This is a genomic window from Micromonospora sp. LOL_013 (genome assembly GCF_048060315.1).
Taxonomy (GTDB): domain Bacteria; phylum Actinomycetota; class Actinomycetes; order Mycobacteriales; family Micromonosporaceae; genus Micromonospora_E.
Window position 1 is genome coordinate 16,163 of sequence record NZ_JBHMIQ010000052.1, and the last position, 23,725, is coordinate 39,887.

A 23,725-nucleotide genomic window follows, 5' to 3' on the forward strand; every position below is an offset into this window, starting at 1 on the left:
CCGGATTCAGCGGCGGGTCCGGTTCAGAAGCAGCCAGCCGGCCGGATCCGCCGGCCGGTGCGCGTCGGCGGGCAGTCCGGCACCGACCCAGGCCGCCAGCTCGACCGGATCGGGTACGTCGACCGGGGCGCCCCGGCGGGCGGCATGCCGCAGCGTCTCCATCACCAGTTCCGGCCGGTGCAGCAGGGCCCGCGCCGCCGGATGCGTCGACCCGTCCGGCCAGGTCAGTCCCAGCCCGATCCAGCTGTGCGCCGCCGTTGTCCCGGCCGCCAGATCGGCTGCCAGCTGCCGCAGGTAGCCGGCGCGGGCCCGGTCGGCGTCGCCGCCGACCAGTGCGACGTCGGCGGCGGTCGCGCCGGTGACCAGGCCGGTTACGGTGTCCGTGGCGGCGGTCAGTCGGTCGAAGCCGGCCGGGTCGGTCAGCCGGTGGCGGGTCAGCACCGCGCGGGCGTCGAACCAGGCCCGGTCGGGGCGGGTCAGCGTGGCCGGCCGGCCGTCCCGGGCGTCCGCCAGGCAGGCCGGCAACGGCCGTCGGCCGGCCCAGGCGGCGGCCAGCTCGGTCCGTGCGGCGGCGTCGAGCCGCAGGTTGTGCGCCCGCCACAGCGCCCGGTGGTCGACGGCCATCCGGTCGGCCAACCGTTGCGGGCCGGCCGGTACCTGCTCGGTCTCGAACGTGGCGACCGTGTCGTGCAGGATTTCGACGAACCGGGTGCCGTGCCCGGTCAGCCGGCCCGAGTCGAGCAGTGACCGCACCGCGTGCCGGGTCTGGCGACGCCAGAGCGCGAACTCGAAGTTGGCCAACGCGACCTGCCCGGCCGGGGCGTGCCGCCGGTGCACCCGCCAGAAGTCGGTGATCCCGGCGAACGCGTACACCCCCTGCAGCAGCCCGGCGACAGGGCGCGGGTCGTCGCGCCATGGTGCGTAGAACCGCCGGTCGGGATCGTCGTTCACCAGGGTCAGCAGATGGGCCAGCGCGCCCAGTTTGTGGTGCTGGATCTCGTGTACCAGCGTCATCGCCAGCTGGGTGGCGTCGTCCGGTTCGGACAGCAGAATGGTGCCGAAGGCTTCCGCGCCGGAGGCGGACAGTTGGCGGAACCGTTCCCGGGCCGGCAACGGCGCGACGGTCCGCAGGATCGCCGCGACCGTCCGGGCGCGCTGCGGCTGCTGCCGTACCAGCAGCTCCCAGGCCTGCTGGAGCTGGGCCTGCCAGCGGCGCACCTGGTCGGTGCTCAGCGGTGCCGGCGCTGCCGGTCCGCGCAGGTCCCGGTAGACGTCCCGATCGAGCAGTTCCACCCGCAGGTCGATCCCGCCAGCGGTGGCGACCAGCCGGACCGGCGGATGCCAGCGGGGGTCGCCGGGGCCGACCGGGTCGGTGCCGCCCGCGGTGACCGTGACCGTGCCGGCGGCTGCGACCACCTGTACCCGCTCGATCCGCGGGGGGAGTTCCACGGCGGCGACGGTGGGCAGCGCGAGGTGGCCGTGGCGGGCCGGGACCACGAGGTCGAAGCTGAGCCCGGCGCGGACCGCAGCGGCGGCGGCCAGCGAGTGCAGGTAGCCGACGTCGACCCAGAGCGGCGGGTCGCCGGACCCTGCCGAGGTGAGCCGGCGCAGGGTGTGCGCCACCCAGATGCCGACCTGCGGTTGGGCGACGACCTCCTCGGTGGCGTCCGGGTCGGCGCGGTCGGCACGGACCAGCAGTTGCCACGCGGTGTCGACACCGGACAGCGGGCCGGCGGCGTCGGTGCGGCGCGCGACGGCGTCCACCAGTGCGCGCAGCGCGGTCAGCCGCCAGCTACGTTCGGAGCCGCGCAGGGCTGCTGCGGTCCGTTCGTCGCCGCCGGTGCTGGCCAGTTGCCGGAAGTCGTCGACGGCGATTGCGTGGGTGGGTGCCGCCGCCCGGCCCGTCAACCGATCCGGTCTTCCGCCAGGGGGTCGGCTCCGGTGGCCCGACCGGCGAACGATCCGCTGTAGCCGCTGATGCTGCCCTCGGCGTCGGCGATCCGCTGCCGTACCCGGACCATCGCGGCGGTCATGTCGGAGTCGTCGACGCCGCGCAGCGTCGCCACGTCCACCGTCGACAGATCGAGCATCTCGGACTCGATACCGGCCGGGGTGCTGTCCATCAGCGGTAGCCCTTCACGAAAGGTGACGGTCGATGTCCTCATCATCGCTTATCCCCGCACGGCAACGGAAGCGCCGGGGCGCATGCGTCACAGCGCCGGCGTCGACCGGCGGTAGCTACCCGGCGAGCCGCCGGACCGTCTCGGCGAGGTGGTCGACGGCAGCGTCGTCGCTGGTGAAGAAGCGTACGGCGGCGACGAGTTCGGACAGTCCGGTGGCGTGGTGCAGGCAGCCTCGGACGATGCTGACGGCGTCGATCCGGGTCGCTGGGTTGCGCCGGATCGAGGCGTACACCGACGGGGGCAGCAGAGACAGAATTTCCTCGCGGTCGTTCGGCCGGCGGAACTCCGGAATCTCCAACAGCGCGTCCACCACCGCGCCGATCGCCGCCGTTGACGGCCGCACCAACCTCTCGACGGGCTTGCGCGACCCGCCCGGGTCCGCCGCCAGCAGCAGACCTTCGTCGCCGGACGCGTCGCGGTACCACAGGTAGGTGGGGGTCTGCCCGGTCAGACCGTCGGCCCGTAGCGTGGTGAACCGGGCCCGCAGCCGCTCCGCGAGCCGTTGCGGGTCGGCCAGCGCCGTGAGGCCGTCGGCGTCCATCAACCGCAGCAGCTCCCGGCTGAACAGGCCGGTCCGCTGCCGGTCCAGGTTGGCGGCGGGTTGGCCGGCGGCGGCGGCGAACAGCACGTCCTGGCTGCGTCCGGCGACCGGGTCGCCGATCGGGAAGGTCTCGTGCCCGTCGATCCGGCGCGGCCGGGCCGGGCCGTGCGTCTGGCAGACATCGACCAGCCACAGCTGCCGGTGCAGCGCCGCGACGAGGTCCGAGGCGTACGTCGCCAGCAGCGAGTCCAGGTCGAGGTTGACGGCGTCGGCGTCGGTGGCGTCGGCGTAGTACAGCCGGCGTCGCCGACGCGGGTCGACGAAGCCGTGGCCGCCCCAGTAGACGTACAGTTCCCGCGCGGAGCTGGCAGGCAGCTCGCGCAGCAGCAGTTGGCGGACGGTGGCGCGGTCGGCGGGTCGCCGCCGTACCCCAGCCGGCAGGTCGTCGGCCGGGGGTGCCGGGTCGGTGAGCAGCTCCACGTTCCCGGTGGGTACGCCGTGGGCGACGAAGAACCGTGCGATCCGGACGGCGTCGTCGACCGGCCCGGTCAGGGTCCAGCCGTCGCCGGCCTGGTAGGCGCCGACGCCGACGGCGACCACGCGGACGTCGGGGCGCTGCGGCCCGGTCGTGGTCACCGTCCGACGGTACGGGTCGCCGACCCGGCTTGCGTCGTCTGGTCACCGGCTCCGGCTCCGGCTCCGGCTCCGAGGCCCAGGCCGAGGTCCGTTCCTAGGCCTGGGGCAGGGCTGAAACCGGGGCCCGGGTTGTAGCCGGGGCCGGGGCCGGCTGGCTGGACTCCTGCCAACAGATCGCCGGTGGTGTGGGCCCGCACGTCGTCGGGGGCCGCGTCACCGGCGAAGCGGGTTCCTGGCAACGACCCGAAATTGCGATCGAGCTGTATCGATTCACTTGTCTGTCCGGCGGGAACACCAAGTGCCACACGTTGCCGTGCGAAGGCCGGGCGGGGCAGGGCCGGACGTCCCGTCGGCCGGCACACGACAGGGGACAGCGCACGACAGGAAGGAGTCAGGTGCATGAGAGTCAGACGAAACTGCTGCTCGGCATGGCGATGTCGCTGGTCGCCGCCGGCCTGGTCGTCCCGGCGCTCCGGCCGGCGTACGCGGCGTCGTTGGTCCAGGTGACCAACTTCGGTAACAACCCGGGCGGGATGCAGATGCACGTCTACGTGCCGGACGGCCGTCCGGCGAACCCGGCGATCGTCGTGGCGATGCACGGCTGCGGCGGATCCGGGCCCGGCTTCTACTCCGGCAGTGAGTTCGCCTCACTGTCCGACCGGTACGGCTTCATCGTGATCTACCCGACCGCCACCCAGCAGGCCGGCTTCGGCAACTGCTTCGACGTCTGGTCCGAGGCGGCGAAGCGGCGGGGCGGCGGCAGCGACCCGGTGTCGATCATGTCGATGGTCCAGTACGCCCAGCAGCAGTACGGTGGCGACCCCAACCGGGTGTACGCCACCGGCAGTTCGTCCGGCGGCATGATGACCAATCACATGCTGGCCGTCTACCCGGACGTGTTCAAGGCCGGGTCGGCCTTCATGGGAGTTCCGTACAACTGTTTCGCCAACGCGGCGGACTATCCGCCGTGGAGCAGTCAGTGCACCGGCGGCAACATGAACCGAACACCGCAGCAGTGGGGTGACCGCCGCCAGTTCGCTGACAGCTCCGGCATCGTCCAGGTCGAGGCGTACAGCATCCAGGGCGCCGGCCACAGCCTGCCGAGCGGCGGCATGGCCGCCGTTGCCATCGAGTTCTTCGGGTTGACCTCGACCCCACCGCCGACGACCGCACCGCCACCGACGACGGCTCCGCCACCCGCCGGTGCCTGCCGGGTCGCGGCCACCATCACCGCCTGGAACAACGGGCTGACCGGGAACTTCCGGATCACCAACACCGGTTCCAGCGCCGTCAACGGCTGGTCGCTGTTCTTCACCCTGCCCGGTGGGCAGACCATCACCGGGGGCTGGAACGCCAGCTACTCACCGAGTTCGGGGCAGGTGACGGCCCGCAACATGTCCTACGACGCCAGTATCCCGGTCAACGGCTCGGTGGACATCGGCTTCCAGGCCACCCACACCGGCAACGCCGGGGCGCCGAGCTCGTTCACCCTCAACGGTGCCGCCTGCACGGTCAGCTGACCAGCGGCTCCAACGCCGGTCCGGACAGGCTGGAACACCGGTCCGGACCGGCGGACAGGGAGAGTCCCCGGGCACCACCGAACGGTGATGCCCGGGGACTCTGTCCCGCAGTAGTCGTCGACGTCGACCTCGACGTCCGGCGGGTTCGGTCTACTCGTAGTGGTAGGGCCAGTACATGTACCGGCCGCTGACCCGCTTCCTGCCGGCCAGTCGGGCGGCCAGGTGGCGCAGTGTCCGCATGGCTACCTCCTCGCTCGATCGAGGTGAGTGATTCTTATGACCATTGCACACCGGTTGCCTTTATGCAACGGAATGTGATCACGACTTTCCGTCGACAAAACGGGCCAGCAGGCCGGCCGGTGCGAGCCGGCCGGCGAACCGCAGCCGGATGGCGGCGGCGTTCGACGACTCCACCGAACCGCGCTGGGCCAGCCGGGAGACGGTGAGGGTGAGCTGGCGCATGGTCAACGCCGTACCGATGCAGACCCGGGGCCCGGCGCCGAAGGGCAGGAACGCCGCCCCCGGTGCCGGCCGACCGGCGGCCCACCGGCCGGGGTCGAACTCGTCGGGCCGCTGCCACCACCGTGGATCCCGGTGGATCAGGTAGGCGCCGATCAGCACCTCGTCGCCGGGTCGCAGCGTCCACGGACCCAACCCGGTGGTCGTACGGGCGGTCCGCGTCATCAGCCACGCCGGCGGATACAGCCGCAGCGCCTCGTTGACCACGGCCTCGGCCAGCGGTAGCCGGGCCGCCGGCGGCGGGTCGCCGGACCCGGCCGGCCCGCCCGCCTCCGCCCGCAGCGCGGCGACAAGCTCCGGTCGGCCGGCGAGTTCCCAGACCAGCGAGGTCAGCGCGGCGGCCGGCACGCCGTGTCCGCCGAGCAGGACCGGGCGCAGCGTCGACACGACCGCCCGGTCCGGCATGGCCGGCCGGGCGGCCAGCAGCACGTCCAGCAGGTCCGGTGTGGACGTGCCGGCCTTGCTGGACGTGCCGGCCCGACGGCGTCGCACCACCGACAGCAGGGCGTCGGTGAACGCGCGGTGCGCGCGGAAGAACCGACGGTTGCGGCGCACCGGCAGCCAGGCCGCGAACCCGTACTTCGCGGTCTCGAACGGCGCGGTGGCGGCGACGCCCTCGGCGAGCAGCTCCGGGAACCCTGTGGCGTCCACGCCAAAGCAATAATCGGCGATCGTCGCGGCGGCGTACCGTCGCATCATCGCCAGCACGTCGGTTTCCCGGCCGGCGGCCGCGTCGAGGGCCGCGTCGAGGATCTCGACGGTACGCCCGTCGAAGGCGGTGCTGGCCTGCCGGTCGAGACCGGCCCACGCGGCCCGCCGGGCCGGCATCCAGGCCTCGGCCCGCTCGGCGGCCCGGTCGAGATCGGGCCGGGCGTCGAACGGGGCCAGTTCGGGCAGGAACGCGTTGCCCGGCCGGGTGAGCACGTCGTGGGCCAGCTCCGGGTCGATCACGAACACGGTGCGGTCGTCGAAGGTGAACACGTCGCCGTACTCGCGGTGATTGCGCTCGATGAAGCCGATCCGGTCGGCCTCGTAGGCCGGGGTGTTGCCGGTGAGCCAGTGCCCGCGCGGCCCCGGTGGCCGGTCGCCCTGCTTCAACGGTGCCATCTGCGACTCCTAACCGAGTGCAGGACCCCGCTACCGAGGTCCTGCCTTCTTCCCGGTGTCCGACGGGCTGTCTACGCCTGGTGGTAGTACCACCACTCGTACCGGCCGCTGATCCGTCTCCTGCCCACCAGTCGGGCTGCCAGGTGCCGCAACATCCGCATGTCCACCTCCTCGATCGGATTAGGTGAATGCTCTTCCTGATCGTGTCACCTGAGGATGCCGCACACAACGCCGTCGCAGCGGAACAGCTTGTTGCGCCTGCTCGGATGGTGCCGGCGGGATGCCGGAACCGTCGTCGGCGAGGCCAGGCGTGGTCAGGTTCGGTGCGGCCTCAGACGTCGCGTCGAAGGGAGACCGTCGCCGCCACCGTGCCAACGACCTCGATCCAGCCGAGCAGGACGATCAGCCCGGTCACCAGTTCCGGCACGGCGACCGCAGCAGCGTCCGATACTCCGGCCAGCAGCCGACCGGCCCGCTCCGGCAGGACACCGGCGACGCCGGTGAACCCGGCCAGCACCGGGCAGACCACGAACACCAGCCCGAGCGTCACGGCCAACCCTGGTAGGACTCCGCGCAGCGCGACCGCGACGGCGTGGCCGAGCAGCCCGACCAGGACCAGATAGCCGGCCGCGCCGACCGACGTCTGCACAGCAGCCCACCCGACCGGCCGCCCGGCACCGGCGATCCAACCGGTCGTCAGGCCGGCGCCCAGCACCGCCGTGGCGGTGAGCGCGGCGACAAACAGGTGCGCCGCCGCCCGACCGGCGAGCACTGCCCGCCGATCCGGGCAGGCGACCAGGGCGGTCCGCAGCAGGCCGCCGGCGTACTCGGCCGCGCCGCCGAGGACCCCGATGATGATCGGGCCCGCCTGCAGGATGGGAACCGCCCGGCAGATCAGGGCCACGGCGTCGACATCCGCCGGCCCGCCCTCGCCGGTCGACTGGGCCGTGGCGACCGTGGTGGCGACGACGGCGACCGCCGTGCCGGCCGTCCCGCCGACCGTGGCGACGACACCCGGCAGCGTCCGCAGCTTGACCAGCTCGGCCGCGACGACGTCGCCGAAACCGCCGGTCACACGTCGCGCCGATGGAGTACCCCGTCGCTGGGCGACCTGCCGGGGATCGTCGACGCGGCCCGGGATGGTGGGCTGCCCGCCGTGCTCGACCTGGCAGAGCTGGGCACAGTCTCGCCCGGGGTGCAGCTGGCGGTGTGTGCGGTGGTCCGGGAAGGACTCGGCAAGACCGCCCGGCACGCCGGGCCGACCGACGTCCGGGTCAGGGTGCACCGCGACGGGGACGCGGTGGTCGCCAGCGTCCGTGACGGCGGACCCGTTGCCGGGTGGTGCCCGCAGCCCGGTGCCGGCCACGGGCTGACCGGGCTACGCGAGCGGGCGGACGCCCTCGGCGGGTCGCTGCACGCCGGTCCGGTCGGTTCCGGGTTCCACCTGGTGGCGCGGCTACCCGAGCCTGGGGCGGCGGGGTGACGCCGGCGCGCCGGCCGGTGCGGGTCCTGGTCGCCGACGATCAACCGTTGCTGCGGCACAGCCTCGCCATCGTGATCGACAGCGTCGACGACCTGGTGGTGGTCGGTGCGGCCGCCACCGGCGCGGACGCGGTGACCCTCACACGGCAGCTGCGCCCGGACGTCGTCCTGATGGACGTCCGGATGCCCGGCGGGGACGGCATCGCCGCCACTCGCGCGATCACCGGCGACGGCACGCTGCGCGTCGTGCGGGTGGTGGTGCTCACCATGTTCGAGCTCGACGAGTACGTGTACGGAGCGTTGCGTGCCGGCGCGAGCGGATCCCTGCTCAAGGACACCCACCCGGACCGGCTGCTCGACGCCGTCCGGCGGATCCACGCGGGGGAGTCGTCGTTCGCTCCCAGCGTCCTGGCCCGGATTCTGAAGCACTACGTGGACCGTGCCGACCGGCGCGCCGGGCGTCGGACGCCCACCCTCGACGGCTCACCGACCGGGAAAAACAGGTGCTGGTCCAGGTCGCCGAGGGGTCGTCCAATGACGACATCGCGCAGGTACTGACCATTTCGGTGAAGACCGTCAAGACTCACATCGGCAACCTGCTGGCCAAGCTGGCCGCCCGGGACCGGGCACAGCTGGTGATCGCGGCGTACGAGAGCGGCCTGGTCCATTCGCGACCTGTGCCCATCATGGACGATAACTGCGGCCCCGAGGAAGGTCGGCGGCTTCTGACGAGTCCTTGAGCCTGACGATTCCGCTGGTATGACGAGAAGGGCCGGATGGATTCGGCGATGTCACGCGACGTCGACCGGTGGCGCTGCGGAACCGGTTGTGGCCGGCGGCCGGAGTGGGCGTGATCATCCCACCCCGGCCGTCCGGACCGGACGTCCTCAGTGGTGATGCAGCGGCCGGGTGACCGCGGCGAAGGCGTCGACGATGCCGTGGCCGTAGAAGCCGTTGAAGCTGGTGCCGCCGTCGCAGTAGGCATCCCATTCGGGGGACCGGCCCTCGTCGGCGTAGGACACGAGGCGCGGCTCGGGGCAGGCCGTGTCGGCGGCGGTCCGGTACAGGTGCCGTTCCACCTTGTCCGGGTCCAGGGTCAGCCCGCCCCGGCGTCCGTCGCGCTTGCCGTACCGGCTGACGATCAGCGCCGCCACCCCGGAGACGTGCGGTGACGCCATCGAGGTGCCCTGCAGGTAGGTGTAGTATCCGCACACCCCGGCCGACGTGCATTCCTTGAACACGTACGACTCGGCGTCCGGCACGATGTTGCCGTCGGCGTCGACCACACCCTCCTCCTGCAGCACGTGCAGCGGGTACGACGACAGGATGGTGTTGTCGTAGGTCCGGTGGGTCGGCGTGCCGTAGCCGTCGCGGAACCAGCCGCCGGGCGCGGCGACCGAGATTTCCTCGGTGCCGTAGTTGGAGTAGTCCGCCTTGGCCTTTGACGGGCCGAGCGCCGACACACCGATCACGTGCGCGCCTTCGACCGGCAGGTCCCAGCAGGTGTCGTTGTCGATGGTGCGCAGCCGGGGGGTGCCGCCGTAGTTGGGGCTGGACGAGTCCGGGCGGGGGTCGCCCAGGTCCTCGTGGTTGTTGCCGAGCGAGCCGACCAGGGTGACGCCCCGCTTGTGCGCGTACCGCAGTGCCCGGTTGACCGCCTCGATGGTGGCCCGCTGCGACGCCTGCTCCTCGGCGGAGTCGGCCGGGTTGTCCAGGCAGTTGTACAGCCACGGGTCGATGTAGAACGACATGTTGACCACGTCGATGCCGGCGTCACCGGCGTAGACCAGGGCGTTGACCACCGAGTCGAGGAAGAAGTAGCCGGAGTCCTGGCCGCCCTTGAGCGCCACCAGCGTAACGTTGGGGGCGACGCCGGACAGGCCGAAGCGGTTCGCGGCGGCGCCGATGGTCCCGGCGACGTGGGTGCCGTGGCCGCTGTCGTCCCGGTCGACCGGGTCCAGGCAGGACTCGGCCTCGCAGGGGCCGTCGATGTCTGGGATGTCGGGGGCGAAGTTGCGCGACAGCGAGTAGCTGAAGTTGGGCCGGATGTCCGGGTGCTGCCCGTCGACGCCGGTGTCCAGGATGCCGACGGTGACCCGCCGGTCGCCCGGCTCGACCCGGCGTGACTTGTCCGCCCGCATCATCGGCAGGCCCCACAGCTTGTCGTCCAGCGGGTCCATCCGGGTGCCGCGCCGCCCGGCCGCCCCGGCGGATGCCGCGCCGGCGATGCGGTGCTCCTGCTCCACCGCGTCGAAGCGCTGGCGTGGCGCGTACCCGATGGCCCGCTTCTCCGCCGCGCCGAGCAGCGCGGGAGCGGCGGCGACCTTGGCGGCGAATCCGGCGTCGTCGGTGACGACCTGGTACAAGCCCACGTCGATGGTGCTGCCGGTGACGGTGCCGCCGGCGGCCTCGATGGCCGCTGTCGCCTCGGCGGTGCCGGTGCCGGCCTCGGCGACCACCGTGTACTCGGCGACGTCGCCCGAGGCGCCGGGGGCGGCGGCGGCCGGTCCGGCCGGTACGGCGCCCAGCAGGGCCAGCGCGGTCGCGGTCGCGACGGCGCCGGCGGTGAAGCGTTTGCTCACCACATCGTTCCTCTCGTGGAGTGTGCTGGTTTCACACTGAAGTTGGACGGCGACTCTTCGCGGTCTCGGGGGGTACTGTACCGCCGGTTGATCTCGAGTCGGACCGCCAGTTCGGCCGAAGTGGTTCGTGAAATCCTCGCTGGACACTTTGTGAGATGAGCGCCGCCATGCCTCGATGGTCGACAGTGGCTTAGACAAACTTATTGTCCTAACCCGAGACGTACTCGTCGGTGGTGTAGATCGTGATCGACTCCGGGTGGCCAAGGTGGTGTTCGGATGAGCATGCGCCATCCGCCCTGATAGATATTTCCTGGCGGCTCGATGTTGTCCGGGTCGCCGTGAGAAGTGGTGAGTCGGTTGACTATGCTCCCCGTCTGATTCGGCAATCGGGGCCCGGTGGCCAGTTATCTGCCGTGCCGCACGGACCTGCACAGTCGAGATGCGGGAGTGATTGCGTATGTTCAAAGTTGGTCGGGTTATCCTGGTGCGTCGTTGGTCGGCAATGGTGGTCCGGATCGCGCTGGTGGTCGGTGCCGGACTGGTCACACTGTGGTGGGACCAAGCGGAGCAGGCGGCCGTCGTCCTGTCCGCACTGGCGGGAGCAGCTCTGATCGGTGCGCTGCCGGCCCGGTCCGACAGGTCGGCGCTGGAGCCGGCTCCCGGCCGGCGACTGCCCGACATCGGCGAGCGGGGAGAAGAAGCGGCCGGTCGTGTCCACCAATCCCCTGGTCCGGCAGGTCCTGCAGCCGCGGTGCCGGCGGAGATGCGGGTCACCGCCACCGGTGCGGCAACGGCCACCGCAGGCGGGGCGGCGGTCAGCGGTCTGAGCGCACCGGCCCACGCGGTGCCGCCGAGGGTGGACGTTTCGAACACCGGCGACGCAGAGGCCTTCGGCGACGGCAGCATCGCGACAAGCGGGGTCCATCTCAGCTGACTCGGGTGGTACGGGTGATCTGGCACACGCGACAGACGGGCGACACAGTCACCGCTGCTGGAACGGGGCCGGCAGCGGCCATCGGCGACCGATCGATCGCCGTGAGCGGCATCTTCTTCAGCTTTTTTGGGCCTTTTGGCTACCGCGACCGGGGCAGTCGTGGAACTTCCATCGTCGCCGAACGACTGGCCAGGCAGGTGCACGACCAGTTGGATGAGGAGATGAGACAGGTCGGCCCGCAGGCTCGGATTTCGTTGCGCAAACCGTCGCGGTCCGGCCTGGCGCACAATGACCGAGTTGTGTACGGCAGTGATGACGTCGCCATGCGCTGGTCGACCGGATTCTCCAGCGAATCGCTCGCCGACCTCGCCGACGCCTTCGAGCGGCTACCCAGGCGGCGTCTCGTCCTGCTCGGGGCGGAAGGCGCCGGCAAGACCGCTGTGTCGGTGGCGCTCGCCCACGAGTTGCTGTCCCGGCGTGGGTCGTCCCAGCCTGGGACGACCCAGCCGAACCGGCCGATCCCGGTGTTGTTCCCGCTGGGCGCCAGCGACCCAGGTGATCTCCTAACCTACCGTCCACCCAGCTCGCGACGGCGGGTGCCGCAGCCAGGGCCGTTCGACCAGTGGCTGGCCCGGCAGCTGGTCAGCCGGTACGGGTGGGCCTTCGGTGGACCGCGACGGCGCGCCCTGCGCCACGCGCTGACGTTGGTACGCGACGGCCGGGTGCTCCCGATTCTCGACGAGTTCGACGCGTGGGCGGGTTCTTCCGCGCGGGCGGTCACGATGATCGGCGACAGCCCGCATCCGATCATCGTGAACTGCCGCAGCGACGAGTACACGTCCGCTGTCAATGGAGTGGACGAACACTGGTACCGCGTCCCGCTCGACGGTGCGGCCGTGCTCGAACTGCAGCCGGTGCCGCCGGAGCAGGCCACGGCCTACCTGCGCCAGGTGACACCCGATCACCATCAGGCCAAGTGGGACGAGGTGTTCGCCCGTCTCGACCGCTCGCCGGACGGACCACTGGCCGAGGCGATGGCGACGCCGTTCATGCTCTGGCTGGCCGGCATCGGGTACGGTGCCCGGGACGCCGGTCCCGGCGGCCTGCTGGACGCGAGCCGGTTCCCTGACCGGACGAGCGTCCAGAGCCGGCTGATCGACACCTTCATCGATGCCGGCGATCCCGATCGGCGCGACCCGGACTGGGCGCGGCGGCACTGGGCACCTCTGGCGTTCCTCGCCGCGCGGCTGCGGCGCAGCGGGACCAGCGAGCTCGCGTGGTGGAGGCTGCCGGCGGAGCTGCCACCACATCTGACGGGAGCCGTCCTGGGTGGTCTCGGCGGGGTCTGCACGGTGCTCACCGTGATCGCCGGAGCAGCCCTTGGCCGGTGGACGGACGTGGTCACGACCTTGGGCCCGGACATGGCCGGCAGGGTCGGGTTGTGGGCCGCGATGGACGTAGTGCCGGTCGGAATCGCCTTCGCGGTGGTCGTCGCCCTGCTGACTGGCATCGCCGGGTGGCAGGCCGCGCGGCGGTCACCGGCTCCGGTCACCTTTACCTGGCGGCTCGGCTCGCGGCCGCGGATCCTGATCGAGGAGTCGACAAGGGGCGCGGCGTTCGGGGCCGCCGGAGCCACACTGTTCGTGGCGATTCTGATGGTGTTGTTCGGCCGCGACCCGGCCTGGCACATGGCGCCGGCCGGCTACCTGATCGCGGTGCCGGCCGGCGCGGTCATGCTGCTGATGCAGGGCCAGGTCATGACGGACACGACGCAGGGGGACCGGCCGTCCGGGGTGCTGCGCAACGACCGCAGGGCCGCGCTGGTGAGCATGGCGTTCAGCGCGATCGTGACCGGCGTGCTCGCCGGGCTCGTGCTCAAGCTCGTGGTCAGACCCGCCGACAATCCGCCCGTACTGGCCACGGCCTTCACGTTCGGCGTAGGTGCGGCGATCGTGCGGGGTGCCCGAGCGGCCTGGCTGCACTTCACGATCGCGCGTATCTGGCTGGCTGCGCGCAGCCCGCTGCCGTGGCAACTGATACGTTTCCTCGATCAGGCGTACGAGTCACGGCACAAGGGACTCCGTCGGGTAGGCGGTGTGTACGAGTTTCGGCACCGGTTGCTGCGGGAGCGTCTGGCCCACCGCTGGGAGAACCAGCATCCCGAGCCCGTACGCCGTGACGGGCGCCGTCGATGGTGGGTGGCCATGACGGCCGGCTGTGCCCTGGTGGTGACCGCGGGCGCGGTCGGAGCCACCGGCGGTCCGAGCCGGACCACACCCACCGTCGCGTGTGACGCGGTGGCCGCCCACCGGCCGGTCGAAGCCCCCGTGCCGGTCGTGCTGCACCGCACCGGCTGCGTCCTGCGAGCGACGACGGACGTGTTCACCAACTATCGCGACAAGATCGACGCCGACACCGGCGAGCCTGGCCGTGGCAGCACCGAGCGGCTGGTCGGCCCGGTCCGCGATGGTGGCTTGGCCGACCTCATCGTCGAGTACCACCGGATCCGCAGCGCGTCGGACACACCCTCGTTCGCGCTCGTTCGGGCTGGCCGGCCGGGCGGCTACCAAACGTGTCGCACGTTTCAGTAGCGACCAGGCCGGTTGGTGGCCACGATCCGGCACAGCGAGATCCGTCGCGGCGACCAGCTGTGCGTGCTGACCGACGAGCGGCGTACCGCGCTGGTCCAGGTCGTCGAACCGCCGACTCCGCCCCGACCCCGGATGGTGGTCGACGTCACGGTCTGGGCGGACCGGTGAAGCCTGGGCGACCTACCTTTGCGGGCACTGCGGGTGGCCTCGTCGTCGCGCCGGCGCAGCGCCGGTTCAGTGCGTCTTACCGAGTCGCCAGTAGCCGGTGAAGCTGATCCGGCGCTTCGGGACACCGATGTCCACCAGATGACGGCGGGCCCCGGCGGGCAGGGCCTGCTCGCCGGCGAAGTAGGCGGACACCGTGGTCGGACTGTCGGTCGTCCAGGCCTGCACCGCGGCGAGCGCGAGGCTGCCCGGCCGGGTTCCGGCCGGGCGGGGCAGCCAGCGCACCTCGAACCCGGCGGGCGCGTCGACCTGCTGGGCGTCGGCGGGGTCGGGGATCTCGACCACGGCCAGGCCGGTGGCGTCGCGCGGCAGGTCCCGCAGGATGCCGACGATCGCCGCCAGCGCGGTCTCGTCGCCGGCCAGCAGATGGAACGTGGTGTCGGGGGCGAACTCGTAGCCGCAGCCCTGGTCGAGCAGGGCTACGGTGTCACCGGCCTTGGTGCGTTGCACCCAGCGGCTGGCGACCCCCTCGTCGCCGTGCACGACGAAGTCGATGTCGAGTTCGCGGGCCTGCGGCCGGAACGCGCGGACCGTGTAGTTGCGCAGGTGCGGCCGGGTCGCCGACGGGATCCGCAGGTACTTCAGGTAGCCGATGGTGTCGGCCCGGTTGGGCAGGTCGAAGGTGGTCTCGCCGTGCTCCTGTGGCAGGTATAGCCGGAACCAGTGGTCGAAGCCGTGGTCGGGAAGGCGCTGCAACTGGTCGCCGCCGAGGGTGACCCGGATGAAGTTGGGACTGATCCGTTCGGTGCCGACGACGTTCACCACACACAGCGTGGTGTGCTTCTTGGCGTCCTTGAAGCTCATCATTCTCCGTAAGGTCGCGCGGGAGCGCGCCCGGCCGAGCGACAGCGGCCGGTGCGGCTGGTGTGGCCACGGACTCCCGGATCGATAAGGGCAGGCTTGCCTAACCTTAGTTGGTCGTGCCGGTGTCCGGAAGGCCGACCCCTCGCGGTACCGGGTCCGGCAGCAACGGCCCGCGGGCCGTCCATCCACCGGGTGGACGGCCCGCGCCACGCCGAAGCGCGTCCGGTCACTGGGTGAGCTCGGCGACCTCCTCGGCGGTCAACCGGCGCCGCGACACGCCTCCGGGTTGTCCAGCTCGGCGAAGCGGTGCGGGGCGAGCAGGGCGCGGACGATCGCCTCCTGTGCCGTCAGCGTTCGGCGGGGATTTTCCCATGCAGTGCCCGACTCCCCGGCGGTCCGGAAGGTTCCATCGGTCGCCCGGTGGGCGGTCAGCCGGTGTCGCCGGTCGGGGTCGCCGGGGCCGGATGGCAGCCGGGCGGGTCCTCCGGCTGTGCCCGGCCACAGTAGAAGACCTCTGTGGGTTCCCGGTCGACCTGCGGCACGCTGGCCACGTACATCAGCGACAGTCGCTTCTCCACCGGCTCGCCGGTGTCGGCCGAGAACCGGGTCGGCCCGGTCACCCCCGGGTACGCCGCCGCGGCATTCTGGCGCAGTACCTCGGTGAAGACCGCGACCGGGCTGACCGCCCGCGCGTCCCACGGCCGGGAGCCGACGTTCAGCCGGGCCGCGAGCTGCTCCACCGCCGCGATCAGCATCATCGTCGCGTCGTAGGCCAGCGCCACCCGTTCGCCGACCGGCGGACCGGAGCCGTCCACGCACCGCCGCTCGCCGAGCAGGTCGTCGCGGCGGATCAGGTCGAGGAACCGGCGGCGTGACTCGTCGGCGACCGCGTCGGCCACCAGCCTGGTGCACATCGCCAACGCGGCCTTCGACACGTACGTCACCGGCAGGTTGCCCGGTGCATTCGCCCGCAGCTGGTGATTGGCCAGGTACCGGTTGACCGAGTCGTCGGCCACCAGGTGCAGCGGGGGATCGTTCCGGCAGCCCCGCAGCGCCTCCAGGAACTCGTCGAACTCCGAGTACCGGCCGGCGAAGAAGAGTAAACCGGGGTAGCCGCATTCGTGACCGAGCGAGTCGCCCACCCGGAACGGCCGCGCGGTGGCCTGCTCACCGAGCCGGTCGGTCAGGCCGGTGACCAGCGTGTTGACGTACAGGTCGTCGGCGAGTGGGCTGTTGTCGCCGGTGGTGTAGTAGATGTGCGCCTCGGACAGGTCGAGCACCCGGGTGGCGTACGCCGACACCAGCTCGGCCTGGTCGGCGTTGGGCGGGACCATCTGCAGGTACAGCCGCGAGTTGCGGTGCAGCCCGTCGGCGGACAGCGTCGGTGCGACCGCCGGCAGCCCCACCTCGTTGAGTCGCCGCAGCGCCCGTGCCGTGGTGGTGCGGCTCTCCACCAGGCCGACCACGCCGACCACCGTCGGATCCCGGCGGGCCAGCCCGGCCAGCAGTTCCACCGTCCGCTCCGCGTGTCGCATCTGCTTGCCACCGTTGGCCACCACGATGCGCAGCAGCGCCTGGCCGTCGGTGCTCGCCGACGCCTTCATCCGGGCGTACTGGGCAACCGCCATCCCTTCCAGCTCTTCGCGTTCGGAGACGTAGGAGACCTCCCGGGGACCGGTCCGCTGGCCGGTCATGATGCCCAGATAGACCAGCGTCATCAGCGGGCGTCGGCGCTGGCTGCTCCGCCAGACCTGCATGACCTCCTCGTTCTGCCGGAAGATGCGGTCCTGTACCCCGCGCAGCGCGTCCTGGCCCGGGTCGTGGTTGAACACGTATGCCAGATTGTCGCTGTAGCCGATGCACTCCCCGTCGATCAGTCGCAGCGAGATCTCGCCCTGCCCCGGGTGCGGCAGACAACCGGGACCCCACCGCCCGCCGGCCCAGAACAGCCCACCGGCGAGCAGGGCCAGGCCCGGAAGACCACGTCCGGGACCGCCTGCAGGACCAGCCAGAGCAGTAACCGGTACGCGGTGGCGAACATGGTCTCGGCGTCCGAGGCGCCGCTGAGGTTCTCGGTGGCGGGCCGGCGGCGCCAGGCACGCAGCATCTGGGTGAGCCGGGCCCGGCGTTCGGTGACCTCGACGTCGGCCAGCCGCTGGTCCATCAGCCAGCGGGCCAGCGGATAGTGGCGGAAGGTGAACGGCTCACCGCCGAACGCGTCGAGGGCGAGCTGGTGGTACACCGCGTCGAGCAGCGGGCGGATCCCGGCTCCGTCGGGGAACTCGGCGGCGTCGACGTCGACGTGCGGCACCCGGCGGCGGGCCGGCCGGCGCAGCCGGCGCAGCACCCCGGCGTGCACCTCGGACCCGGCGGCGCCAACCGCCACGACGACCGGCAGGTCGTCCTCGCCGCGCCGGGGCCGGCGCAGCAGCCGGCCGACGAGGGCCAGCAACTCGGCCACGCCCCGGGAGACGAGCCGGTCACGTGCCCGGTCAGCACCGGCCTCCAAGGTCACCTCGGCACTCCGATCCTGCAGTTGAGCGGACGGTCCATCCAGTGTCGGTCAGGCAGGCCACCCGCTGGCTTACGGACCGGACGATTAGGGCAGAATGCCCGGCGGTTCTGACGGGAATCCGTCAGGGCCGCCGCCAGGGCAGGACGATGAACCGTTGTCATGAGCGGGGCCGGTAGGAAGGTGAAAGCGGATAAGACCGGCGTGGATGATTAAAGTGGATCTTTCACTGTCCCGGGCGGACATCATCCGGAAACCTCCGTCAGTACTATCACTGACATGTCACGTCGACAACAGCTCGTGGACCAGACGGCTACCCAGGAGTCGGGCGGGGTGACCGACGGGGTGTGGCCGGGGACGCAGGATCCCGGGTCGGCAGTGGACCCCGCCACCGAGCCACCGCGTCGCCGTCGCCGCAGGTTGCGGATCGTTCTGTCGGTGCTCGTGGTCCTGGCGCTGCTCGTCGGCGGTGGGCTGCTCGCCGGTGGGCTCTACCTGCGGTCGATCGAGTCCGGGATCGAGCGGGTGGAGGCGTTCGTGGACGTGCCGGAGGAGTTCCGGCCGGAGAAGGTGACCACCGCCACGAACATCCTCATCCTCGGCAGCGATACCCGGGACCCGCACAGCACGTCGGGCTCCCGCAGTGACACGATCATCCTGGCGCACATCGCGGCCGACCGGCAGAGCGCCCAGCTAATCTCCATTCCCCGGGACACCTGGGTCTTCGTGCCGGAAAACCAGGAAGGAACATACGGCGGACGGGAAGCGAAGATCAACGCCGCGTATGCCTGGGGTGGTATCCCGCTGATGGTGCAGACCGTCGAGGAGTTCACCGGAGTACGGGTGGACAACGTCGCCCTGGTGGACTTCGCCGGATTCCGGGAGATCGTCGACGCGCTCGGCGGGGTCGAGATTGACGTCGAGGAGGCGTTCACCTCCAACCATTCCCTCAACCCTGACAACCGACGGTCGTTCGCCGCCGGCCCGCAGACGATGGACGGCGCGGCGGCCCTCGACTACGCCCGCGAGCGGTACGCCTTCGCCGATGGCGACTTCGCCCGGATCCGCCACCAGCAGCAGGTCATCAAGGCCATCCTCGAGAAGGCAGCCTCCGGTGGGGTGCTGTCCAGCCCGGCCACGCTGAACTCGTTCATCCGGGCCACGGCCGACGCGGCGGCGGTCGACGAGACGTTGTCCCTGCTCGACTTCGGCATGGACCTGCGACACCTGCGCGGCGACGACCTCACCTTCGTCACCAGCCCGACCGAAGGCACCGGGCGGGTCGGTGACGAGAGCGTGGTGTTCGCCGACACCGAGGCGGCCGACTCCTTCTACGACGCGGTCCGTCGCGACGCGGTCGACGAGATCCTCGCCGCGGCGCAGTGACCTCCGGCACCGACCACCAGCCCCGCTCCACCGAACCGGGAAGGCATGGCCAAGTCGTGGAAGCGCCGTTGCTGCCGCTGGTGCCCCGGCCACGGCCGGACGTGGGGCCGGACCCGTCGGCTGGCGCCACCGCGGTCCTGCCGTACGCCGGTTCACGGGCGTCGAGCCGCACCCGGCCGCTACGGGCCTGGATGATCGCCGCCCCGGTGGACCTCGCCGCGTTGCTCGCTCCGCTGCTGATCTCCGACCGGTACTGGCGGGGCACCCTGTTCATGGCGGCGTTGACCATCGCCGTCTTCGCGTTCAGCGGGCTCTACCGGGCCAGACGCCATGTCAGCTTCCTCGACGAACTGCCGACCCTGTGTGGACGCCTGCTCACCGCGTCCGGCACCGTCGCGATCATCGCCGGGCTGCGGCACGACTCGGTGGAGTATGTGGCCGACCTGATGCGGGGGATCGCCGTTTCGGCCGTACTGCTGATCATCGGACGCTCGATCACCCGGGCGGTGGTGGTCTTCGCCCGCCGCCGCCGCTGGGTCGAACACAACGCCCTGATCCTGGGCAGCGGGCCGGTCGCGGCCGAGCTGGCCCGGCTGATGCGCCGCTACCCCAGCTACGGCCTGCGGTTCGCCGGCTGCGTGGACTCGGCCGCCCGGCAGACCGAGGGTGCGTCGTTGCCGCTGGTCGGGACCTTCGACGACCTCGGCCGGCTGATCGACATGGTCGAGTGCGACGTGCTCATCATCGCCGATCCGGACTGCCCCGAAGCCGGACTGATGGATCTGCTGCGCCGACCCGAGTGCGCCAGCCAGGACCTCTGGGCGGTGGCCAGACTGTGGGGGTCGGGATCGTACGGGCGGCAACCCGACCACATCGGCGCGATCCCGCTGGTCCACGTACGGCACATCGCCCTGTCCGGGCCGCGCTGGATGGTGAAACGGGCCTCCGACGTGGCACTCGCCTCGGTGGCGCTGGTCCTGCTCAGCCCGGTGCTCGGCCTGTGCGCGCTGGCCACCTTCATCGATGGCGGCCGAGGGATCTTCTTCCGGCAGGAGCGTATCGGCCAGCACGGTAGGACCTTCGACGTGATCAAGTTCCGGTCGATGCGTCCGGAGACCGACCAGGAGGCCCGGACCACCTGGTCGATCGCCCACGACCGCCGAGTCAGCCTGATCGGTCGGTTCATGCGACGTACGTCGCTCGACGAGCTGCCACAACTGTGGAACATCCTGCGCGGCGACATGACCGTGGTCGGTCCCCGGCCGGAACGCCCGTACTTCGTGGCGAAGTTCTCCGCCGAGCTGCCCGGCTACGCGATGCGCCACCGGGTACCGGTGGGACTCACCGGGCTGGCCCAGGTCAGTGGTCTGCGGGGGGACACGCCAATCTCCGACCGGGCCCGGTTCGACAACTTCTACATCGAGCACTGGTCGCTGTGGCTGGACATCAAGGTGCTGCTGCGTACCGTCGCCGAGGTGCTCCGTGGCCGCGGGCGCTGATCCAGCCGACCGGCACACCGACGCAGACGAGGGGAGTTCACGGAGTTGACGACACCGCTTGCCGGCCGTTCGGTCGCACTCGTCCATGAGTGGTTCGGCGACACCGGCGGGTCAGAGCAGGTGTTCCGGCGGATCGCCGACCTCGTCCCGCACGCCCAACGGTTCGTGTTGTGGTCCGACCCCGGGGTGACCGACCGGGGCCTGCGGGAATCCTGGCTGGCCCGGACACCGCTGCGCCGCAGCAAGACCCTCGCCCTGCCGCTGATGCCGCTGGTGTGGCGAACCCTCAGCCGGGAGCACTTCGACGTGGTCCTGTCGTCCAGCCACGCCTTCGCGCATACCGTACGGCTCGGTGCGTCGGGGCGGACCCGGCATCTGAGCTACGTCCACTCGCCGGCCCGCTACGTGTGGAGCCCCGCCTACGACGGCCGCGGCTCCGGCCGGCTGCTCGCCCTGCCCCGGCGGGCCCTGCAGACGGTGGACGTGCGGCTCAGCCGGCACGTGGCCAGCTACGCCGCGAACTCCCGTGAGGTGCGGGACAGGATCCGGCGGTTCTGGCACCGCGACGCGGTGGTCATCCATCCGCCAGTCGACGTCGACTACTTCGCCACCGCCCAGCCGGACGAACCCGTCGCGCAACGCGACTACCTGCTCGGGGTGGGGCGCTGGATCCCGTACAAGAACTTCGATCTGATCATCTCGATCGCCGCGGCCGCCCGGATGCCGGTGGTCATTGCCGGCTCCGGGCCCCAGGAGGCCAGTCTGCGTCGGCACGCCGACCGGGTCGGCGCCGAGGTGACCTTCGAGGTACGTCCGGACCGGGCCCGGCTGCGGCAGCTCTACCGGGGGGCCCGGGCGCTGCTCTTCCCGGTGCACGAGGACTTCGGCATCATCCCGGTCGAGGCCCAGGCCTGCGGTACGCCGGTCCTCGGGCTGCGTCGTGGTGGGCTGCTGGAAACCGTCGTCGACGGTGCGACCGGACACCTCGTCGACTCGACCCGGGCCGACGACTACGTCCCGCTGCTGCGTCGGCTCGACCAGCTCGACGCCGCCGGCATCCAGGCACACGCCAAGTCGTTCGCCGCGGCCGAGTTCGCCGCGAAACTCGCCGACTGGATCGAAGCCGAGTGTGGCTGACGGCACGCCGCCAGCCGGCTACAGCAGCAGCGAGCTGCGGAGATAGTTCGCGATCATGCGCAGTGGGCTGGCCCCGTCGGCCGGGCCGGTCAGCCGCAGCACCAGCTGCCGGTCGATCGACCCGTCCTGCCCGCCGCGCCAGTAGGCGACCATCACCAGACCGTGCCGCCGCTCACCGCCGACCCGCAGCGTGCTGATTTCGGCGTACGCGGTCGCGATGCCTGCCTGCAGCCACCGCTGACTCCACGCCTCCTCGGCCTGGCGCATCCTCGCCTGCCGGTCCGGGGTGCACCGCTGTGGACAGGGCCGGACCACGACCTCGCCACCGACCTCCTGCTGCTGCTCGCCGAACGTGCCGCTGCACCGCAGGCGGCGGGTCTGCGGGGCCAGGTCGTCGGGGACGGGGGAGCAGTCCCAGCTCCACGGCACCTTGAGGATCAGACCCACGTCGGCCAGGTCGGTGTAGGTGCGGACCGTGTCCTCCGGGGTGAACCGGGGCCAGTCGGCCCGCCAGGAGCTCTCCACCGGTGGCTCCAAACCGGGCTGGTGCGCGGGGGCCAGCGGCGGGATGCCATCCTGCGGAGGGCCGCTCGGCGGGGTGTCGACCGCCCGGCCCGGCGTCGCGCTCGCTCCGGACCGTGGTGGGTTCTCGGCGGACCGCTCCGGCCACCAGATCACGGCGGCACCGGCCAGCAGGACCGCCACGACCGCCGCCCCGGCCAGCAGCGGGCCCGGAACGCGTCGGCGCGGTGGTTCGGCCGGGGCGAACCGGGGCACCGGAGGGTACGCCGGCTGGTGGGCCAGGGCCGGTGGTCGCTCGGCTGCCGGGCCGACCGCGCCCTGCGGTCCGGCCGGTTGGTACTCCTGGCCGAGGGCGAGGAAGATCCGCTCCGCCCCTTCACCGGGCCCGGCAGCAGCGCAGGCGACCCAGGGGATCCGGGCGGTGAAGTTCGCGTATCGGAAGGCCGGTGCTCCCGCCGCCGGGTCGGCCAGCGCCTCGGCGGCCGAGGAGAACGCTTCCCGCCACCGTTCATCGGCGGCCACATCGGCGTCGAGGATCGCCACGGTGATCTGCTCGCCGTGGGGTTCCACAGCCGACCAGACGCTGCCCGCCGGACACGATCCCAGCATCTCGACGAGCCGGTACGGATCTACCGGTTGCATTCGACCTCCCGCTCCTGTGTCCTGCCGGGATCATAGCGACTGAGGATGACCGCATTGCTGCTCTGGGTTAGAGGCACGGCTGGGGCCTCGCGAACCTGTCCGCACCGTCGACCGGTCAGGCGGCGGCGTCGCGTACCCATGCCTCGGCGTGCGGACCGGCGCCGACGATTCGGAGCAACTGGACCGACTGGGCCGGGTCATCCACCGTGACGAAGTAGGAGTTGCCCCGCCGTACATGCTGGTGCACGGCCAGGCCGAGCGCGTCACCCGCCTGGGTCAGCGCGGTCAACGCAGCCGGATCCGGCACCCGGACCCGGACCTGGCTGCGGCGGCGGGAGCCGTTGGCGACCAGCAGCGCCGCCCGCCACATCGTCCGGGCGGCCGGCGTGCGCAGACCCGGCCGGGCGTGCGGTCCGACCTGCTCAGCTGCCGTCTGCCACAGCCGCGCGAGCCAGCCGAGCACCTCGTCGGCCCGACCGCTGGGGACGAGTACGTCGAACCGGTCCCGGTCGTCGCGTCCGCTCATCCGGGCGGTGGTGGCGATCCGTACTCCGGGGAACTCGCCGTCGATCACGGTGGCCACCCGGTGGGCGAGCGCCGGGTAGGCGGTGCTGACCAAACTGACCAGCCCGGAGCGCCGCTGCCACGGCACCGGCCGCAGCAGATGGGTCACGGTGGCGGTCTCCACTCTGGGCAGCCGGTCGGCCGGAACCGCTGCGGCGACCGCGTCGAGCAACCTGCGGTGCGGGATGGCGCCCCACCGGCCAGCGGACGCACCGCCGCACCGGCGGGGCTGGGCGTCAACCGACACGGTCGACCTCCTCGTCCTCGACGAGGGACTGGTACGCGGGCTTGATGACGTCGTCGATGACCGCCAGCCGCTCGTCGAACGGGATGAACGCA

Annotated in this window: 19 protein-coding genes and 1 pseudogene; 9 read left to right on the forward strand and 11 right to left on the reverse strand. The window is 71.6% G+C overall.

What is annotated here, in order from left to right:
* Positions 1–6: 6 nt before the first annotated feature.
* The 3 genes from ACFHWS_RS26175 to ACFHWS_RS26185 all read right to left on the reverse strand — a co-directional run bounded on the left by ACFHWS_RS26175 (position 7) and on the right by ACFHWS_RS26185 (position 3,360).
* Complete coding sequence (locus tag ACFHWS_RS26175; protein ID WP_416569325.1) at positions 7–1,908, reverse strand: aKG-HExxH-type peptide beta-hydroxylase; 1,902 nt, start codon at positions 1,906–1,908, stop codon at positions 7–9.
* Entirely contained in the window at positions 1,905–2,168 is a 264-nt protein-coding gene (locus tag ACFHWS_RS26180) for a hypothetical protein (RefSeq protein ID WP_416569326.1), read from the reverse strand. The genes ACFHWS_RS26175 and ACFHWS_RS26180 overlap by 4 nt, the downstream gene beginning before the upstream one ends.
* 70 nt (positions 2,169–2,238) lie before the next feature.
* Positions 2,239–3,360 (reverse strand): effector-associated domain 2-containing protein, encoded by a 1,122-nt coding sequence (locus ACFHWS_RS26185; RefSeq protein WP_416556857.1) that lies wholly within the window; start codon positions 3,358–3,360, stop codon positions 2,239–2,241.
* Positions 3,361–3,788: 428 nt separating this feature from the next.
* Between ACFHWS_RS26185 and ACFHWS_RS26190 the strand changes: the two genes are divergently transcribed.
* On the forward strand, positions 3,789–4,880 hold the full coding sequence (locus tag ACFHWS_RS26190; protein ID WP_416569337.1) for a PHB depolymerase family esterase: 1,092 nt from the start codon (positions 3,789–3,791) through the stop codon (positions 4,878–4,880).
* A 318-nt stretch (positions 4,881–5,198) separates the two neighbouring features.
* Here the strand turns inward: ACFHWS_RS26190 and ACFHWS_RS26195 are convergent, their stop codons facing one another.
* Positions 5,199–6,506 carry a cytochrome P450 gene (locus ACFHWS_RS26195; protein WP_416569327.1) on the reverse strand — a complete coding sequence of 436 codons (1,308 nt, stop codon included), beginning with the start codon at positions 6,504–6,506 and terminating at the stop codon, positions 5,199–5,201.
* Between the two features lie 331 nt (positions 6,507–6,837).
* Positions 6,838–7,581 (reverse strand): hypothetical protein, encoded by a 744-nt coding sequence (locus ACFHWS_RS26200; protein WP_416569328.1) that lies wholly within the window; start codon positions 7,579–7,581, stop codon positions 6,838–6,840.
* A gap of 81 nt (positions 7,582–7,662) precedes the next feature.
* Here ACFHWS_RS26200 and ACFHWS_RS26205 point away from each other — a divergent pair, with 81 nt between their 5' ends.
* Together ACFHWS_RS26205 and ACFHWS_RS26210 are read left to right on the forward strand one after the other, a co-directional pair.
* A complete protein-coding gene (locus ACFHWS_RS26205) occupies positions 7,663–7,989 on the forward strand; it encodes a sensor histidine kinase (protein WP_416556860.1) in 327 nt (108 codons plus the stop codon).
* A pseudogene (locus tag ACFHWS_RS26210) lies at positions 7,986–8,728 on the forward strand (response regulator). Before ACFHWS_RS26205 ends, ACFHWS_RS26210 begins: the two are co-directional and overlap by 4 nt.
* 147 nt (positions 8,729–8,875) lie before the next feature.
* On the opposite strand, the gene ACFHWS_RS26215 reads toward ACFHWS_RS26210, so the two are convergent.
* Entirely contained in the window at positions 8,876–10,570 is a 1,695-nt protein-coding gene (locus tag ACFHWS_RS26215) for a S8 family serine peptidase (protein ID WP_416569329.1), read from the reverse strand.
* 484 nt (positions 10,571–11,054) lie between these two features.
* Between ACFHWS_RS26215 and ACFHWS_RS26220 the strand changes: the two genes are divergently transcribed.
* The 3 genes from ACFHWS_RS26220 (at position 11,055) to ACFHWS_RS26230 (ending at position 14,263) form a co-directional block, all read left to right on the forward strand.
* Positions 11,055–11,504, forward strand: a complete 450-nt coding sequence (locus ACFHWS_RS26220) for a hypothetical protein (RefSeq protein WP_416569330.1) — start codon at positions 11,055–11,057, stop codon at positions 11,502–11,504.
* Positions 11,505–11,803: 299 nt separating this feature from the next.
* Positions 11,804–14,095, forward strand: a complete 2,292-nt coding sequence (locus ACFHWS_RS26225; RefSeq protein ID WP_416569331.1) for a hypothetical protein — start codon at positions 11,804–11,806, stop codon at positions 14,093–14,095.
* Positions 14,096–14,107: 12 nt separating this feature from the next.
* Entirely contained in the window at positions 14,108–14,263 is a 156-nt protein-coding gene (locus ACFHWS_RS26230; RefSeq protein ID WP_416569332.1) for a hypothetical protein, read from the forward strand.
* Positions 14,264–14,329: 66 nt separating this feature from the next.
* Here the strand turns inward: ACFHWS_RS26230 and ACFHWS_RS26235 are convergent, their stop codons facing one another.
* From ACFHWS_RS26235 to ACFHWS_RS26245, 3 genes are all read right to left on the reverse strand, one after another.
* Positions 14,330–15,127 (reverse strand): siderophore-interacting protein, encoded by a 798-nt coding sequence (locus ACFHWS_RS26235; protein WP_416569333.1) that lies wholly within the window; start codon positions 15,125–15,127, stop codon positions 14,330–14,332.
* 425 nt (positions 15,128–15,552) lie between these two features.
* Positions 15,553–16,956, reverse strand: a complete 1,404-nt coding sequence (locus ACFHWS_RS26240) for a hypothetical protein (protein ID WP_416569334.1) — start codon at positions 16,954–16,956, stop codon at positions 15,553–15,555.
* Between the two features lie 41 nt (positions 16,957–16,997).
* Positions 16,998–17,639 (reverse strand): hypothetical protein, encoded by a 642-nt coding sequence (locus tag ACFHWS_RS26245; protein WP_416569335.1) that lies wholly within the window; start codon positions 17,637–17,639, stop codon positions 16,998–17,000.
* Positions 17,640–17,915: 276 nt separating this feature from the next.
* On the opposite strand from ACFHWS_RS26245, the gene ACFHWS_RS26250 reads away from it, so the two are divergent.
* From ACFHWS_RS26250 to ACFHWS_RS26260, 3 genes are read left to right on the forward strand one after another with little or no spacing between them, the layout of a single operon-like run.
* Positions 17,916–19,022: an LCP family protein gene (locus tag ACFHWS_RS26250; protein WP_416556867.1), complete on the forward strand. Its 1,107-nt coding sequence runs from the start codon at positions 17,916–17,918 to the stop codon at positions 19,020–19,022.
* Between the two features lie 56 nt (positions 19,023–19,078).
* Positions 19,079–20,521 carry a sugar transferase gene (locus ACFHWS_RS26255; RefSeq protein ID WP_416556868.1) on the forward strand — a complete coding sequence of 481 codons (1,443 nt, stop codon included), beginning with the start codon at positions 19,079–19,081 and terminating at the stop codon, positions 20,519–20,521.
* A gap of 45 nt (positions 20,522–20,566) precedes the next feature.
* Positions 20,567–21,658, forward strand: a complete 1,092-nt coding sequence (locus ACFHWS_RS26260) for a glycosyltransferase (RefSeq protein ID WP_416556869.1) — start codon at positions 20,567–20,569, stop codon at positions 21,656–21,658.
* 18 nt (positions 21,659–21,676) lie between these two features.
* Here the strand turns inward: ACFHWS_RS26260 and ACFHWS_RS26265 are convergent, their stop codons facing one another.
* A complete protein-coding gene (locus ACFHWS_RS26265; RefSeq protein WP_416556870.1) occupies positions 21,677–22,822 on the reverse strand; it encodes a hypothetical protein in 1,146 nt (381 codons plus the stop codon).
* 115 nt (positions 22,823–22,937) lie between these two features.
* Complete coding sequence (locus tag ACFHWS_RS26270) at positions 22,938–23,633, reverse strand: hypothetical protein (RefSeq protein WP_416556871.1); 696 nt, start codon at positions 23,631–23,633, stop codon at positions 22,938–22,940.
* Positions 23,634–23,725 lie beyond the last annotated feature (92 nt).

Bases quoted from the DNA above. Each gene is read 5' to 3' on its own strand.
- ACFHWS_RS26250 (WP_416556867.1), top strand. From the start codon at position 17,916: ATGTCACGTCGACAACAGCTCGTGGACCAGACGGCTACCCAGGAGTCG.
- ACFHWS_RS26180 (WP_416569326.1), bottom strand. From the start codon at position 2,168: ATGATGAGGACATCGACCGTCACCTTTCGTGAAGGGCTACCGCTGATG.
- ACFHWS_RS26190 (WP_416569337.1), top strand. From the start codon at position 3,789: ATGGCGATGTCGCTGGTCGCCGCCGGCCTGGTCGTCCCGGCGCTCCGG.
- ACFHWS_RS26195 (WP_416569327.1), bottom strand. From the start codon at position 6,506: ATGGCACCGTTGAAGCAGGGCGACCGGCCACCGGGGCCGCGCGGGCAC.
- ACFHWS_RS26265 (WP_416556870.1), bottom strand. From the start codon at position 22,822: ATGCAACCGGTAGATCCGTACCGGCTCGTCGAGATGCTGGGATCGTGT.
- ACFHWS_RS26235 (WP_416569333.1), bottom strand. From the start codon at position 15,127: ATGATGAGCTTCAAGGACGCCAAGAAGCACACCACGCTGTGTGTGGTG.